The sequence below is a fragment of the Corynebacterium sp. MSK047 genome, assembly GCF_030232285.1.
Classification (GTDB): Bacteria; Actinomycetota; Actinomycetes; order Mycobacteriales; family Mycobacteriaceae; genus Corynebacterium; species Corynebacterium jeikeium_D.
Genome location: NZ_JASPJI010000012.1, coordinates 70,105 through 84,228 on the forward strand (window position 1 = coordinate 70,105; position 14,124 = coordinate 84,228).

At 59.7% G+C, this 14,124-nt stretch carries 14 protein-coding genes; 6 read left to right on the forward strand and 8 right to left on the reverse strand.

Annotation, left to right across the window (positions count from 1 at the left end; translation table 11 throughout):
- Positions 1-72 precede the first annotated feature (72 nt).
- Positions 73-585, reverse strand: a complete 513-nt coding sequence (gene greA / locus QP981_RS06420) for a transcription elongation factor GreA (RefSeq protein ID WP_048733968.1) — start codon at positions 583-585, stop codon at positions 73-75.
- Between the two features lie 174 nt (positions 586-759).
- Complete coding sequence (locus QP981_RS06425) at positions 760-1,227, reverse strand: DUF4307 domain-containing protein (protein ID WP_048733970.1); 468 nt, start codon at positions 1,225-1,227, stop codon at positions 760-762.
- A 261-nt stretch (positions 1,228-1,488) separates the two neighbouring features.
- Between QP981_RS06425 and mca the strand changes: the two genes are divergently transcribed.
- From mca to QP981_RS06445, 4 genes are all read left to right on the forward strand, one after another.
- Complete coding sequence (gene mca, locus QP981_RS06430; protein WP_049190700.1) at positions 1,489-2,343, forward strand: mycothiol conjugate amidase Mca; 855 nt, start codon at positions 1,489-1,491, stop codon at positions 2,341-2,343.
- A gap of 27 nt (positions 2,344-2,370) precedes the next feature.
- On the forward strand, positions 2,371-2,655 hold the full coding sequence (locus QP981_RS06435) for a hypothetical protein (RefSeq protein WP_048733974.1): 285 nt from the start codon (positions 2,371-2,373) through the stop codon (positions 2,653-2,655).
- A 312-nt stretch (positions 2,656-2,967) separates the two neighbouring features.
- Positions 2,968-4,059 (forward strand): 3-deoxy-7-phosphoheptulonate synthase, encoded by a 1,092-nt coding sequence (locus QP981_RS06440; protein WP_101687446.1) that lies wholly within the window; start codon positions 2,968-2,970, stop codon positions 4,057-4,059.
- Between the two features lie 38 nt (positions 4,060-4,097).
- Positions 4,098-4,883 (forward strand): isoprenyl transferase, encoded by a 786-nt coding sequence (locus QP981_RS06445; RefSeq protein ID WP_016423188.1) that lies wholly within the window; start codon positions 4,098-4,100, stop codon positions 4,881-4,883.
- A gap of 30 nt (positions 4,884-4,913) precedes the next feature.
- On the opposite strand, the gene coaA is transcribed toward QP981_RS06445, so the two are convergent.
- Positions 4,914-5,849: a type I pantothenate kinase gene (gene coaA / locus QP981_RS06450; protein WP_042388837.1), complete on the reverse strand. Its 936-nt coding sequence runs from the start codon at positions 5,847-5,849 to the stop codon at positions 4,914-4,916.
- A gap of 150 nt (positions 5,850-5,999) precedes the next feature.
- On the opposite strand from coaA, the gene glyA reads away from it, so the two are divergent.
- Complete coding sequence (glyA, locus tag QP981_RS06455; protein WP_005510713.1) at positions 6,000-7,301, forward strand: serine hydroxymethyltransferase; 1,302 nt, start codon at positions 6,000-6,002, stop codon at positions 7,299-7,301.
- 71 nt (positions 7,302-7,372) lie between these two features.
- Here glyA and QP981_RS06460 read toward each other — a convergent pair whose 3' ends face one another.
- On the reverse strand, positions 7,373-8,590 hold the full coding sequence (locus QP981_RS06460; RefSeq protein WP_284857666.1) for an HNH endonuclease signature motif containing protein: 1,218 nt from the start codon (positions 8,588-8,590) through the stop codon (positions 7,373-7,375).
- Positions 8,591-8,749: 159 nt separating this feature from the next.
- Positions 8,750-9,277, reverse strand: coding sequence for a GNAT family N-acetyltransferase (locus tag QP981_RS06465; protein ID WP_070859151.1), 528 nt, complete (start codon positions 9,275-9,277; stop codon positions 8,750-8,752).
- Positions 9,278-9,357: 80 nt separating this feature from the next.
- On the opposite strand from QP981_RS06465, the gene QP981_RS06470 reads away from it, so the two are divergent.
- Positions 9,358-10,116, forward strand: coding sequence for an enoyl-CoA hydratase/isomerase family protein (locus QP981_RS06470; protein WP_284857667.1), 759 nt, complete (start codon positions 9,358-9,360; stop codon positions 10,114-10,116).
- Positions 10,117-10,158: 42 nt separating this feature from the next.
- Here the strand turns inward: QP981_RS06470 and metS are convergent, their stop codons facing one another.
- From metS to QP981_RS06485, 3 genes are all read right to left on the reverse strand, one after another.
- On the reverse strand, positions 10,159-10,326 hold the full coding sequence (metS, locus tag QP981_RS06475; protein ID WP_048733989.1) for a methionine/alanine import NSS transporter subunit MetS: 168 nt from the start codon (positions 10,324-10,326) through the stop codon (positions 10,159-10,161).
- Positions 10,327-10,331: 5 nt separating this feature from the next.
- Complete coding sequence (locus QP981_RS06480) at positions 10,332-11,942, reverse strand: sodium-dependent transporter (RefSeq protein WP_284857668.1); 1,611 nt, start codon at positions 11,940-11,942, stop codon at positions 10,332-10,334.
- 296 nt (positions 11,943-12,238) lie between these two features.
- Positions 12,239-13,411, reverse strand: coding sequence for an acyl-CoA dehydrogenase family protein (locus QP981_RS06485; RefSeq protein ID WP_048759734.1), 1,173 nt, complete (start codon positions 13,409-13,411; stop codon positions 12,239-12,241).
- Between the last annotated feature and the right edge of the window lie 713 nt (positions 13,412-14,124).

Here is a 14,124-nt window from a genome sequence, read left to right on the forward strand (position 1 = left end):
TATCGGTCCAAGAATCGGGCACTGTGGCCCGAAGTTGCCGCCTGGGTTGAGGTGGTCTAACGCCGGGAGCGCTTAGGCGTCCATCTCCGGGTCGTACGGCTCAGCCTTGACCACAGTGACAGACACTTCGTCGCCACTCGGGGAAGCGTAAGTGCGGGTCTCGCCCTCCTTAGCGCCGACCAGAGCCTTGCCCAGCGGGGAATCGGTGGAGTAGGTCTCCAGGTTCGGGTTGGAGGAGTCAGCGCCACGGGTACCGATGAGGAAGGTCTCGGTGTCGTCTTCGTCGCCGTCGTAGTAGACGTGGACCACGGTGCCGACCAGAGCCACACCGGACTCCTGCGGGATCTCGCCGACGGTGGCGCGCTGCAGCAGGTCTTCGAGGTAGCGGATGCGCGCCTCTTCCTGTCCCTGCTGCTCACGAGCGGCATCGTAGCCGGCGTTTTCCTTCAAGTCGCCCTCTTCGCGGCGCTCGTTAATCTCGGCGGCGATGACCGGGCGGTTTTCGTATAGCGCCTCAAGCTCGGCCTTGAGCTTGTCGTAGGACTCCTGGGTGAGCCATGGGCTATTGTTCTTTGCCTCAGTCATGGTTCCTCCTGTGTTTTTGGCTATTTAATACAAAAGCGGCCCCGCGTGGGGCCGTCGGCTGCGTCACAGGATAGCACTGTCACGCCACATGGCAATAACAGGCGCGTCGGAGTGTTGTTGCGCACGCTTTACGACGTGCCGTGAAAGCGCATAATCCTCAGTTGCGAAAGGCGGTTACTTAGCAGGTGCGAGGAACTCCGGAATGTCGGTGGAGCAGCCGTAGACATCGCCTGCGACGGCCAACTCGCGGGTGGCAATGGGGACGTCCATACGCACCGTAGCGGGGCCGCCGCCCGGAATGAATACGTCGCGACGGCCGACCTCTGCCACGTCATAGTTCAGCGCGTAGATAATGCAGTAGCTATCCAGCTCCGGCTTTTCGCGGGTGACGTCCAGGGTGAAGATGAACTGCTCATCTTCCTTACCTGGAGTGCGGCTCCAGCCCGCTTGCGTTGCAGAGACATCCGGGGCGGAGACGCGGTTCATCTGAACGAAGATGTATGCGCCGGCGATGACGAGCATGCCAACAATAGCGATGACAACCAATTTTGCGGGGAGAGTGCGACTGTTGTCCCCATAGCGCTCGCGCTGCCCGTTAGGCGCTGCGGTATTTCGGGTGTTTCGCTCCGAACTTTCAGCCATGCTTTTTAGCCTATCGGAGTTCTTGGTCGACGTGGTAAAATGTTGACAGTTAAACAATCTTTCTGGTGTGGCGCAGTGTCCTGCTGCTATGTTGTTCCACCGAGTAGCGATGCTGCGTGGTCATATGATGGTGCAGCGCTATAGTGGGGCGGTATTGAAACGGTGCTGTAGTAGCATCGTTGCGGTCGAAGGGCCCCGGCCTCGGCCAGAAAACATGGACTGAGATAGTAGCGGGAGTGACTTCAATTGGCACTTCGTCTGATGGCAATTCACGCTCATCCTGATGACGAATCGAGCAAGGGCGCCGCAACAATGGCCCGATATGCGGCGGAAGGGCATCGCGTCAAAGTGGTGACCTGCACCGGCGGTGAGGCCGGTAGCATTCTCAACCCGGCGATGGATCGGCCGGAGGTGCGGGAGAATATCGCCGCGGTGCGCGTTCACGAAATGGCTGCAGCCGCTGAGATTCTCGGCGTTGAACATGAGTGGCTCGGCTTTACCGACTCCGGTCTGCCTGCGGGCAACCCGGTGCCGGTGCTGTCGCACGGTGTGTTTGCTCGCCAATCGGTCGAGGATGCGACCAAGCCTCTCATCCGGGCAATCCGCGAGTTCCGTCCGCACGTCGTCATTACTTACGACGAAAACGGTGGCTACCCGCACCCGGACCACATCATGACCCATATCGTGTCCATGCGCGCCTGGTTGGAGTCCGGAACGGATAAGTACCCCGAGCTCGGTGAACCATGGGAGATTTCCAAGCTCTACTACACCCACGGTTTCATCAAGGCGCGCCTCATCGCGCTGGATAACTACTACCGTGACAACGGCTTGGAAAGCCCGCTGGCCGAGTCCTTCCGTCGTTGGACTAAGACTCCCGGCGACATCATGACCCGCGTGACCACGCAGGTCGAGTGCGGCGATTACTTCCAGCAGCGGGATCAGGCGCTGCTGGCGCACGCCACGCAGATCGATCCGAACGGGCCATTCTTCGCCGTGCCGGTAGACATTCAGCAGCGCGTTTGGCCGACCGAAGAGTTTGAACTCGCCCGCACTCGCGTGCAGACCGAGCTGCCAGAGACCGATCTCTTCGCTGGTATCGACCCCGACGCGGAATAGTCCGGAATTAACGCTAAGCTGGAACTCATGATTGAAAGCTTCGATGCCTTGGCGGCTCGCACGACAATTTTCCTGGCGCAGAACCCCACTGGTCCGCGGGGTGCTGACTTCGGTAAGGCCTCTCCTATTGGCCTGCTCATCATTGTCGTTTTGCTCATCGTCATCCTGGCTCTCGGCTGGGATCTCTCGCGGCGCGCGAAGCGCATGGCCGCCCGCCGGAAGTTTGCCGAGGCACACGGTATGGATCCCTTTGATTCCGAGGCCGTGGATAAAGCGATGGCTGCAGCAGAGCAGCGTCGTGAAGCGGAGTAGTTAGCGTCAAGGCATGTGCTCGCCGCTTGACGACGGGCGATGTGTGCACCCCTGATTGCGTCCCATGTGGCGGGATTTGGAGTTCGACTTGCGGGATTCTAGGCAGTGCGCTACAGTCAAGCGCATGCGTATGTGGCGATTTTATTTTTCGAAGGCTCCGGAGGCAGTGACGACATAGTCACAGCCGGCGGCTAATCGTCACGTCGCCACCAACCGGAGCCAAAGGCAGCAGCCCCAACCAATCGGGGCGCTGCCTTTTGTCGTATCTACAGCCAAAATGCGCAACTAATCACCAGAGAAAAGAGACCTCAGATGACCCCTCCAACTTCCCTCGAAGCCCCCGCCTCGACCGCGAACCGCCGCGTCGTAGCCTTCCACGACCTGCCCTCCCCAGAAGAGGTCATGGCCAAACAGCCACTGACCCCAAACCTGGTTAACGAGGTAGAGCAGTCGCGACTCGACGTCGCCCGCGTCATCGCCCGTGAGGACGATCGTCTGCTGGTCGTTGTCGGCCCGTGCTCCATTCACGACCCTGAGGCCGCCATCGACTACGCCCGCCGCCTGAAGGCCACCGCCGATGAGCTCGACGAGGACCTGCTGGTCGTCATGCGCGTCTACTTCGAAAAGCCGCGCACCACCGTCGGCTGGAAGGGACTCATCAACGACCCCGACCTGGATAGCTCCTTCAAAATCAACAAGGGCCTGCACATGGCCCGCGAGGTGTTGATTGAAGTCCTGCGTACCGGCCTGCCCGCCGGCGCCGAATTCCTCGAGCCCAACAGCCCGCAGTACATTTCCGACGCCGTCTCCTGGGGTGCGATCGGTGCGCGTACCACGGAGTCGCAGGTCCACCGTCAGCTCGCTTCCGGACTTTCCGTGCCCATCGGCTTCAAGAACGGCACCGACGGCAACGTCCAGGTCGCCGTGGACTCGCTGGTCTCCGCAGCAAACCCGCACTTCTTCTTCGGCATGAACGACCAAGGCCGCGCCGCCGTCGTCGAAACCGCCGGCAACCACAACTGCCACATCATCCTCCGCGGTGGCACCTCCGGCCCGAACTGGGACGAGGCATCGCTTAACGACGCCGAAGCCCGCCTGAACAAGGCCGAGCAAACCGTCAGCATTATGGTGGACGCCTCCCACGCCAATTCCGGAAAATCCGAGGTGCGCCAGGCCGAGGTCGTTGAGGAACTCGGCAAGCTCATCGGGGGCGGCGACGAGCGCATCACCGGCATCATGATGGAGTCCTTCCTCGAAGCCGGCGCGCAAAAAATTACCGATGGTCGTAAGGGCCTCGTATACGGCAAGTCCGTCACCGATGCGTGCATGGATTGGGAAACCACCGACCGGCTGCTGCGTACGCTTGCGGCAGAAGTCCGGAAGCGTCGGCAGGCACGCGACTAAGCACAAAGTGGCCGTGCCCATTGGGTAGGGTTACATATGTGAAAGAAAACCAGCCGTCCTCACTCCGGCGGATCGCCTATCCGCTCTACGAGCGCAAACTAGCCCAAGAGCTAGAAGGAAAACCTCGCCCCAAGCACGTTGCCATCATGGCCGATGGCAACCGCCGCTGGGCGAGGGAGGCTGGATTCACCGACGTCAGCCACGGCCACCGCGTCGGCTCCCGCAAAATCGCAGAATTCGTCGGCTGGTGCGCCGAGCAGGAAATCGAGCTGGTCACCATCTACCTGCTCTCCACCGAAAACCTCGGGCGAGACCCCGAAGAGCTGGAATTACTGTTCGACATCATCGCCGACGTCGTCGACGAATTGGCGCAATCGCCTAACGACGTGCGCCTGCGCATGGTCGGCCACCTCGAGCTCCTTCCGGAAAGAATGACCGCCCGGCTGCGTCACGACGAAGAAGTCACCGCGAACAACACCGGCATCCAGGTCAACATCGCCGTTGGCTACGGCGGCCGGCAGGAAATCGTCGACGCAGTACGCAGAATCATCCGGGAATCAGTCGCCGAGGGAATCGATGCTTCCGAGCTTGAGGAGCGCATCACAACCGACGCCATTTCTCGCCGCCTCTACACATCCGGACAACCGGACCCCGATCTAGTCATCCGCACTTCCGGAGAACAGCGGCTCAGTGGCTTCCTACTCTGGCAAACTGCCTACTCCGAGATTTGGTTCACCGATACCTACTGGCCCGAATTCCGCCGCATCGACTTCCTCCGTGCACTTCGAGACTTTTCGCAGCGCTCGCGCCGCTTCGGCAAATAACCTCCCTACATCCGGAAAAATTTCCGGATGTTAGAGTTTGCGCATCCGCACCCTCGAAACCTTGTGGTCCCGAGACTTCGTCAGAACTAATGACGCACGCACTCGAGTGGGCAAAATATTTTCCGTAAGGTTCGGCAAGTTCACCTGCTGCCAAATGCGTCGGGCCACCTCGGCCGCAGCTTCGTCGTCAAGCGTGGCGTAATCCGCGAAGTGCGCGCCCGGAGCGCGAAACGCTGTCTGGCGGAGACGGAGGAAACGGCTGATGTACCAACGCTCGATGTCCGCGCGCGGGGCATCGACGTAGACACTGAAATCGAAAAGATCGGAAATCATCAGCGTCGGGCCCGTCTGCAAAACGTTGAGCCCCTCGAGAATGAGAATGTCCGGACGGTCAACATCGACGAACTCATCCGGCACCCGGTCATAGAGCGTGTGTGAATACACCGGCGCCTTCACATGCCGCGCCCCCGACTTCACCGCCGTGACAAACCGCATCAACGCACGCTGATCATACGACTCCGGATACCCCTTGCGCTGCATAATCCCACGGCGATTCAATTCCTCAGAAGGGTAGAGGAAGCCATCAGTAGTAACCAAGTCCACCCGCGGATTAGTCTCCCAGCGCTCGAGCAGCACCTGCAGCAAACGCGCTGTCGTTGACTTGCCGACCGCCACCGAACCCGCGACGCCGATAATAAACGGCACCGACGCCCCCTTCGAAGGATTTTCCCCAAGGAAGTTTGACGTTACGGCGTTCAGCTCCCGATGCGCCGCCACACGCATGTGAATCAGACGAGAAAGCGGAAGATAGACCTCGGCGACTTCGTCCAGGTCGATGTTTTCACCGATACCGGAAAGTCGTTCAGCTTCCTCTTCCGTCAGCACCAGAGGCATATTCTTGCGCATTTCGCGCCACTGCTCGCGTTTGAACTCGACGTACGGGCTGGGGGATGTTGCGCGCGTCATACTTCCAATTGTGCCAAGGGGGTGCCGAAAACCGGAAAACGAGTCAATAAAGGGGGCATACCTGAATGGTGCTGCTTTCGTGGTTTGCCCCATAAAGGGCTAGCATGGCCTGTGGCATTGAAGTTTCATTGAAAGGTCGAAAACCTACTCATGACCGGGTCTAACAATAACGATGTCCGCTACCAATCGCTGCGTGAACTCGATCCCGACCTCGCAGAGGCAATGGCAGGGGAGCTCTCTCGTCAGCGTGACATGCTCGAAATGATTGCCAGTGAGAACTTTGTTCCACGTGCAGTGCTGCAAGCTCAGGGCTCGGTTCTGACCAACAAGTACGCCGAAGGCTACCCGGGCCGTCGTTACTACGGCGGCTGCGAATACGTCGACGTCGTCGAGGACATGGCACGCAACCGCGCCAAGGAGCTCTTCGGCGCTGAGTTCGCCAACGTTCAGCCACACGCAGGTGCGCAGGCCAACGCTGCCGTTCTGCATGCGCTAATCAACGCCGGTGACAAGATTATGGGCCTCGACCTGGCACACGGCGGTCACCTGACCCACGGCATGAAGCTGAACTTCTCCGGCAAGCTCTACCACGTCGCCGCATACGGTGTGGACAAGGACACCATGCGGATCGATATGGACAAAGTGCGTGAGCAGGCGCTCGCAGAAAAGCCGGATGTTCTCATCGCAGGTTGGTCGGCGTACCCGCGCCACCTCGACTTCGAAGCTTTCCGTTCCATCGCCGATGAGGTCGGTGCGAAGCTGTGGACGGACATGGCGCACTTCGCAGGCCTGGTTGCCGCCGGTCTGCACCCGTCGCCGGTTCCGCATTCTGACGTTGTGTCGACCACCGTTCACAAAACCCTCGGTGGTCCACGTTCGGGCATGATTTTGGCCAAGCAGGAGTACGCCAAGAAGCTGAACTCCGCTGTTTTCCCGGGGCAGCAGGGTGGCCCGCTGATGCACGCCATCGCCGGCAAGGCCGTGGCGCTGAAGATTGCTGGTACCGAGGAGTTCAAGGAGCGCCAGGAGCGCACTCTCGCTGGTGCCCGCATTCTGGCTGAGCGTCTCACCGCTTCCGACTGCGCCGAGGCTGGCGTCGATGTTCTCACTGGCGGCACCGATGTCCACCTGGTTCTGGCGGATCTGCGCAATTCTGAGATGAACGGCCAGGAGGCCGAGGATCTGCTCCACGCTGTTGGCATTACCGTCAACCGCAATGCTGTTCCGTTTGACCCGCGTCCTCCGATGGTTACATCCGGACTTCGTATCGGTACTCCGGCGCTGGCCACCCGTGGTCTCGACGAGAAGGCCTTCACCGAGGTCGCCGATGTCATCGGTACTGCTCTCGCCGCCGGCAAGAATGCGGATGTTGACTCCCTGCGTGCTCGTGTTTCGAAGATTGCTCAGGAATTCCCGCTTTACGACGGTATCGAGGACTGGAACCTCATCTAAATCTGCGTTTTTGCAGCGCAAGTACCCGTTCTAGCAGTGCGCTAGGACGGGTTTTCCCGTACATCCGGGTTTTAGTCCGGAGGTGGTGGCTCCGGCCCGAGCTGTTTCGTCGTGCCCGCCCGGTATCCGGCGTAGGACCTCCCGGACATTGATGTCACAAATGAGTTGCTAAACAGCGGCGGCCGAGTCTTGTCAGGTGGGCGCCATCGAATATGTCCGGATGTGGGGATGCGTTCGAGGTGGCCGTTGCGTCCTTCCCGGTCGTCGTCGTTAAGCCCGTTGTGTTCGCGGCAGACCATGGTGAGGTTGTCTAGCGTGGTTGTGCCGCCGTGTTTGTGGGCGACTAGGTGGTGCGCTTGTCCGCTATAGGCGGGGCGTTCACAGCCGGGCCAGGCGCAGATGGGGTTGTCGATGAGCATCGCGATGCGCTGCTCTTCAGTCGCCAGGCGGGGGTTGCCGATGGGAAATAAGTCCGTAATGGCGCTGTGTTCGTCGTAAAGCACGGCCCACCCGGTGTCGGCGAGTAGGGCGTTAAGGAAGACGTCGGGGGCGAGCGCGGAGCCGTTGGTGGTGGCGGCGAATCGCGGGCTGTAGTCGATGAGGTCTTGCGCGGTGATGATGATGGCGGGTTGGTAGCGCATTTCATCGAGCTTGTCGACGGGCGTTGCGGCATCGGCATGCTCGAGGCGCTCGGCAAGCGCTTGGCCGACGCAGCGGTCGTGGGAAAACTCCGGATGGGACTTCCGGATTTCTGCGGCACGGATGGTAAGCGGCGACAGGAGATTGTCGAGCATATCCGAGGGGCCGGAGATGTGGAAGTGCTTCATTCCCCGGATGTCTACCTTCCGGGAAAATCGGGCGCGCAGATGCTGGGGTGGCTCGTCTTCGGTGTTGAGCTCGGTGAGAGTTTCCCGCATGTAGAGATCGAGTTCTTCGAAGCCGAGGCGTTCGGCGGCAGCGACGAATGTGAGGCGGAGGTTGTCGTGGAGTTCGGCGTTGTTGGCTTGGCGGCTGCGCTTGTCGATAAGCACGCAGGTGTCCAGGCTGAGGCCGAGCTGGCGCGCAAGGGCGGTGGCGTCTTCGCGGGCTTTGGTGTTTTCCTCGGTGTCAGCGGGTTGGAGATAGTGGGCGGCGACGCGTAGCAAAAGCCGGAGGCGCGCCGGGTCAAGGCCGAGGGTTGCCGCCAGGTGGGAGGTGGCGTCGCGGCCGTCGGGACGCACGGCGTGGAGTTCCGTCAGCGTGTCCATTCCGCGCGAAGCCAGTGCGGCGAGCGTCCCAAGAACTGTCATGCCTTTGAAGGTAAAAGTCCGGATGTAGGGGGACAACGCCTATGGGGGCAGGCTGTGGATAAGTCAGCCGGTTTAGCAGTTATCCACATCCGGACTTTTCACCGCGCAAAACGCAGCGCAGCTGCACCGCCGTACCGCCGCACCACGCGCTGCCGTCTGTTACGCCCCGAAGTCACGCAGGGCGCTGCCGGTGAGGCGGAAGGTGTCCCATTCGTCCATGGGGAAGGCGCCGAGGGAGCGGTAGAAATCGATGGAGGGTTGATTCCACTTCAGGACGCACCACTCGACACGTGAGTAGCCTCGCTCCACGGCAATTCGCGCGAGGTTCTGCAGCAGTGCTTTGCCCTTGCCGGTGCCGCGTGCCTCGGGGCGGACGTAGAGGTCTTCGAGGTAGATGCCGTGGGTGCCTTCCCAGGTGGAGTAGTTGAGGAACCACAGTGCAATGCCGTCGAGGCGCGGGCTGCCTTCAACACCGCCATCACCGCCACCGGCGCCGTCGTCCAAATTTCCGGATGTGGAGTCGACGACGTGGCAGAAAATCGCAGGGTTGTCCCCGAAGAGCTGTTCGCGCAGGCGCTCGGGGGTCAGTCGGACGGCATCGGGTTCTTTTTCGTAGGCCGCCAGGTCTTTGATGAGGTCGACGATCTCGTGGACGTCGTCAGGCGTGGCGGGGCGTGGAAGTGTCATGTGTCCCTTGTTACTCGCGGCGGGTGATTTGGTGCAAAAGTGCGTCCGAGGCGGGGGAGATTGCGATAACCTGCGAGGTTATGAGCAACGTTACTCAAGACTTTTCCGACGGCATTTTAGCCATCACCATCGACCGCCCGGATGCCTATAACTCCCTGGATAAGAATCTCCGCTTGGAGCTGAAAGCCGCTTTTGAGCGTGCGCAGGAGCCGGATGTGCGCGCTGTTATCCTGCTCGGCGGGCCGAAGGCGTTTTGTACGGGCCAGGATTTGAAGGAGCACATTTCTGACCTGCAGTCCGGCGCCGGCATGGGCAAGGTTGTCGAGGAGTACAACCCGATGGTCGCGGAGCTGACCGCGATTAACGTTCCGGTTATTGCAGCTATCGAAGGTGCTGTGGCGGGTGCCGGCTGGTCGTTGGCGCTGCACTGTGATTTCCGTATCGCGGGCCCGAAGGCGTCGTTCAAGGCGGCGTTCCCGTCGATTGGCCTGGCCACGGACTGTGGCATGTCGGCGCTGCTGCCGCGCATGGTCAGTGACGCGAAGGCGCGTGAGCTGTTGTTCTTCGATAAGAAGGTGCTTGCCGACGAAGCCCTGAGCCTCGGCCTGGTCACTGAAGTGGTGGATAATCCAGCGACTCGGGCACGCGAGTTGGCTGCCCAGTTTGCGGCGGGGCCGACGGCCGCGCTGAAGGAGATTAAGGCTCTGCTGCGCCGGGATACCTTGGCTGCAGCTGCGGCGGAGGCGGACGCGCAGGCTCGTTTGGCGGTCTCGGCCGACCATAAGGAAGCGGTGGCCGCGTTCTTGGAGAAGCGACCACCGCATTTCGTAGGTGAGTAAGTCAGATACCTGGAGTGGCAGGGAAGAGATAGTAGTGAAGAACTACTGCTCTTCCTGCGCTCCTAGTACTTCGCTGGTGAGTTCTGGGTGATCGCCCAGCTCACCGGAAACCTCGTCAGGGTGCTTGGATAGGCTGACCAGCGAGACTGCCAGACCGCCCCAGATGACGATGATGAACAGTGCCATCATGACAATTGCGATACCGGACATTTGGCTTAAACCTCCTCAGTTTCCGGAGTGTGCTTGCGTGGCAGGTGTGAGGACCGCTTGAAATCTGGCGTCACACCGAAGTCCGAGCCCGGAGGGCCATCGAGACGGTGTTGGCCGCGCCAAGGCAGGATGGCCATAATCAGAGCGCCGATGAGAATCACGCCGATGACACCCCAGCCAAAGATGTCGATTTGGGTGTCGGAGTAGCCTTCGTAGTTTTCCCGGAAAAGTCCAATGAGCTCCTGGAACAGGATGACGGCGAGAATGACCGGCGTGATGTTTCCGACGAAGATCTGCCACATGGTGCCGACCTTGAACGAGGACACGGCGTTGAGGTGCATGGCGAACTCGTTGGTGCGGCGCAGGATCCAGTCGATTGCGATGATGGTCAGCAGTGCAACCAGGACGATACCGACGTTGTTGGTGAACTTATCGACGATGTCGAGGGTTACCAGACCTGAGGTGGTCGGGAAGGCCAGCAGCGAGATGACGGCCATGGCGCCACCGACGGTGAGGGTGGCCTGGACGCGGCCGAGGTTCAGCTTGTCCTTTACTGCGGAGACAACGACCTCGAGCAGCGACATCAGGGAGGTCACACCGGCGATTGCCAGGGAGAGGAAGAACAGTAGCCCGAAGACCGAACCGATGACCTTTGGCATCTCAGAGATGACCGTCGGGAATGCGATGAAGGCAAGACCAATACCGGAGGTTGCGACCTCGTCAACGGCCTGACCCGACTGCGCTGCCATGAAGCCCAGGGTGGCGAAGACACCGATACCGGCGAGAACCTCGAAGGAGGAGTTTGCGAACGCGGTGACCAGGCCGGAACCGGTGAGGTTCGTGCGTGGCTTCAGGTAGGAGGCGTAGGTCAGCATAATGCCGAAGGCCACGGACAGGGAGAAGAAGATCTGGCCGTAGGCGGCAATCCATACGCTGGAGTCAGTGAGTGCGGACCAGTCTGGGGTGAAGAATGCGTCCAGGCCCTTTGCAGCGCCGTCGAGCGTCAGGGAGTAGATGACCACTGCGACGAAGAGGATGGTCAACAGTGGGATGAAGATAATCGAGACCTTGCCGATGCCCTTGTCCACACCAGCGGCCAGAATGCCGATGACGAGTACCCAGACAATGAGCAGGACGATGGAAATCGAGGGGACGAAGTCCAGAGAGAAGACGCTCTCGGTGTCTACTTGGAGGAAGTCCTTCATGAAGTGGGTCTCGGCATCTGGGCCCCAGCTCTTGCGGATGGACTTCCAGGCGTAGATGAAGGACCACGCGATAATAACGGCGTAGTAGACGGTAATGAAGAAGGCGATACCGACCTGGATCCAACCGATTGGCTCAGCCCAGGGCTTGATGCGACGCATCGACTTCGGTGCGGACCCGCGGAAGCGGTGTCCGATGGCGAAGTCGAGGAAGAGCAGTGGGATACCTGCGGTCAGAAGTGCGACCAGGTAGGGGATAAGGAAAGCGCCACCGCCGGAGTCATACGCGACATAGGGGAAACGCCAGATGTTTCCAAGCCCGACTGCCGAGCCGATGGCGGCGAAAATGAAGGCTGCTCGGGTGGAAAACACCTCCCTTCGCTGAGGGGTAGCGGTCGAGTTGGTTGTGCTCATACCTCTGGAACTCCAATCCTTCATCTTCGGTCACGCGCCCGCGTGGCCGAGGGGAAAATTGGTGAAGTGCATCACCATTACCTAACGAAATCTTAGTATATGAGATGGGTATCTCATTGTATAGTTTCAGTTTTGTAGGGGGTAATGGTTTTGGTGAGGACTGTGGCACAGGGGGGGGGGCAGCTCCAATCAAGCCTCGTAAATAATCACCAGCCATCCACTTTGAGGTATGCAAAAACCCCGCCAGGAAAACCTGACGGGGTTTGTGTCGAATCAGCTAGGCCGACGTGCGCTATTTACTCTGCGCCGCCCTTGGCGATGCGACGGAAGATGATTTCCTTCATGATCTCGTTGGTGCCACCGTAAATGGTCTGGACCTTGGAGTCGAGGTAGTGAGTGGAGATTGGGTACTCGAGCATGAAGCCGTAGCCACCGAACATCTGCAGGCAGCGGGTAACGATGTCCTGCTGCTCCTCGGTGGTCCAGTACTTGGCCATGGAAGCGCCGGTCTCGTCCAGCTGGCCTGCGTTGTGAGCCATAACGGCCTGGTCAACGAAAGCCTGCAGGGCGGTGACGCGGGTGGCGATGTCGGCCAGGTAGTGGCCGTGGACCTGGTGCTGGATGATCGGGCGGCCGAATGCCTCGCGCTCCTGAGCGTATTTGTAAGCCAGGGTCCAGGCGCGGCGGGAAGTTGCGACAGAGCCGCAAGCCAGGGTCAAGCGCTCGTGAGCGAGGTTGGTGCGCAGGTAGCCGAAGGCAGCGCCCTCTTCGCCGAGCAGGTTCTCAGCCGGAACGCGGACGTTGTCGAAGTTGAGCTCAGCGGTGTCCTGAGCCTTCAGGCCGACCTTCTGTAGCGGGCCAGCCTTGGTGAAGCCCTCGAGGTCGGCGTCGACGATGAACATGGAGACACCAGCGCGGCCCTTGGATGGGTCGGTGATAGCTGCGACGAGAGCGAAGTCGGCCATCATGCCGTTGGAGATGAAGATCTTGGTGCCGTTGAGGACGTAGTGGTCGCCGTCCTTCTTGGCGAAGGTGCGCATACCTGCCAGGTCGGAACCTGCGCCCGGTTCGGTCATGGCGAGGCAGCCGATGGTATCGCCGGCGTTCATGGAAGCCAGGTACTTCTGCTTCTGCTCTTCGTTGCCGAACTTAGCCAGGTACGGAGCGACCAGGTCGTTGAGAACGCCGAAGGAAACGACGATGGAGCCACAGTCAGCGTTGGAAAGCTCCTCGTTCAGGACCTGGTTGTAGCGGAAGTCCATCTCTCCGCCGCCGCCGTATGCCTCCGGAGTGGACATACCAATCAGACCGAGCTCGCCGGCCTTCTTGAAGACCTCGCGATCCGGCTGGCCTTCCTTGTGCCAGCGCTCTACGTTCGGGGTGATTTCCTTCTCGACGAAGCCGCGAACCATGTCGCGGAACATGTTGTGCTCTTCTTCGAAGTGAGTACGGGGCAGAAAGTCCTTCATGACATGCTCCTAGAAATATTGTCGTGGAATTTTTGTCTTAAGGCCTTTTCGTACGTCGCAGATAAACGCTGCAGATAAACGCGATGGCCTCGGTTCATCGTCATAGTGACTATGACTGTTGTACCCCATTATGCATGAGTGTGATGAGAGACACTTGTTTTTTTAAAAGTTTTTTCCCGATTGGTGATGTGGAATCGCTTGACGACGGATATTGCGCCCAGCCTTCCCGGAAAACTACCCCCGTTGCGGTTGGGGGTTGCTATTGAATTCGGACTATCGCCGACGGTCGGCAATATTAGGTAATGCTAACCTACAAAGCCAGGTGGATGGCTATTTTTGTCATGTCTGCCAGTCGGGCCGCTGGGACTTTGGGTGGAGAGTGTAAGCGTTTGAGATGGCCGTCATGGGGGTGATTAACGAAACATTCTCGTTTTCTTATTTCCATTAGTGCTGGTGGTCGTTAGTATGAGCATCAGGTGGAGACCGGTTCCCTTGATTATCCGAGCTTCTTCCACTGCAGTCATAGCAACCTCCAATTGCACTCGAAAAAATGACGCGACCCGTGCGCCGTCCCTGTGGAATGGACAGCGAGCAGGTCGCGTCATTTTTTTATTGCTGCGATTAGGCGCTAGTCGGGGGTTAAGTAAAGAAAAGTGTGTCTTTTCCGGGCGTGTTGCGGTTATTTGATCCAGCCTTTTTGGATGCCGAGGTTG

What these genes read in the sequence shown, in the direction of transcription:
- mca (WP_049190700.1), top strand. Translation starts at nt 1,489, where the DNA reads ATGGCAATTCACGCTCATCCTGATGACGAATCGAGCAAGGGCGCCGCA.
- greA (WP_048733968.1), bottom strand. Translation starts at nt 585, where the DNA reads ATGACTGAGGCAAAGAACAATAGCCCATGGCTCACCCAGGAGTCCTAC.
- QP981_RS06425 (WP_048733970.1), bottom strand. Translation starts at nt 1,227, where the DNA reads ATGGCTGAAAGTTCGGAGCGAAACACCCGAAATACCGCAGCGCCTAAC.
- QP981_RS06485 (WP_048759734.1), bottom strand. Translation starts at nt 13,411, where the DNA reads ATGAAGGACTTTCTGCCCCGTACTCACTTCGAAGAAGAGCACAACATG.
- QP981_RS06435 (WP_048733974.1), top strand. Translation starts at nt 2,371, where the DNA reads ATGATTGAAAGCTTCGATGCCTTGGCGGCTCGCACGACAATTTTCCTG.
- QP981_RS06470 (WP_284857667.1), top strand. Translation starts at nt 9,358, where the DNA reads ATGAGCAACGTTACTCAAGACTTTTCCGACGGCATTTTAGCCATCACC.
- metS (WP_048733989.1), bottom strand. Translation starts at nt 10,326, where the DNA reads ATGTCCGGTATCGCAATTGTCATGATGGCACTGTTCATCATCGTCATC.
- glyA (WP_005510713.1), top strand. Translation starts at nt 6,000, where the DNA reads ATGACCGGGTCTAACAATAACGATGTCCGCTACCAATCGCTGCGTGAA.
- coaA (WP_042388837.1), bottom strand. Translation starts at nt 5,849, where the DNA reads ATGACGCGCGCAACATCCCCCAGCCCGTACGTCGAGTTCAAACGCGAG.
- QP981_RS06440 (WP_101687446.1), top strand. Translation starts at nt 2,968, where the DNA reads ATGACCCCTCCAACTTCCCTCGAAGCCCCCGCCTCGACCGCGAACCGC.
- QP981_RS06465 (WP_070859151.1), bottom strand. Translation starts at nt 9,277, where the DNA reads ATGACACTTCCACGCCCCGCCACGCCTGACGACGTCCACGAGATCGTC.
- QP981_RS06460 (WP_284857666.1), bottom strand. Translation starts at nt 8,590, where the DNA reads ATGACAGTTCTTGGGACGCTCGCCGCACTGGCTTCGCGCGGAATGGAC.
- QP981_RS06480 (WP_284857668.1), bottom strand. Translation starts at nt 11,942, where the DNA reads ATGAGCACAACCAACTCGACCGCTACCCCTCAGCGAAGGGAGGTGTTT.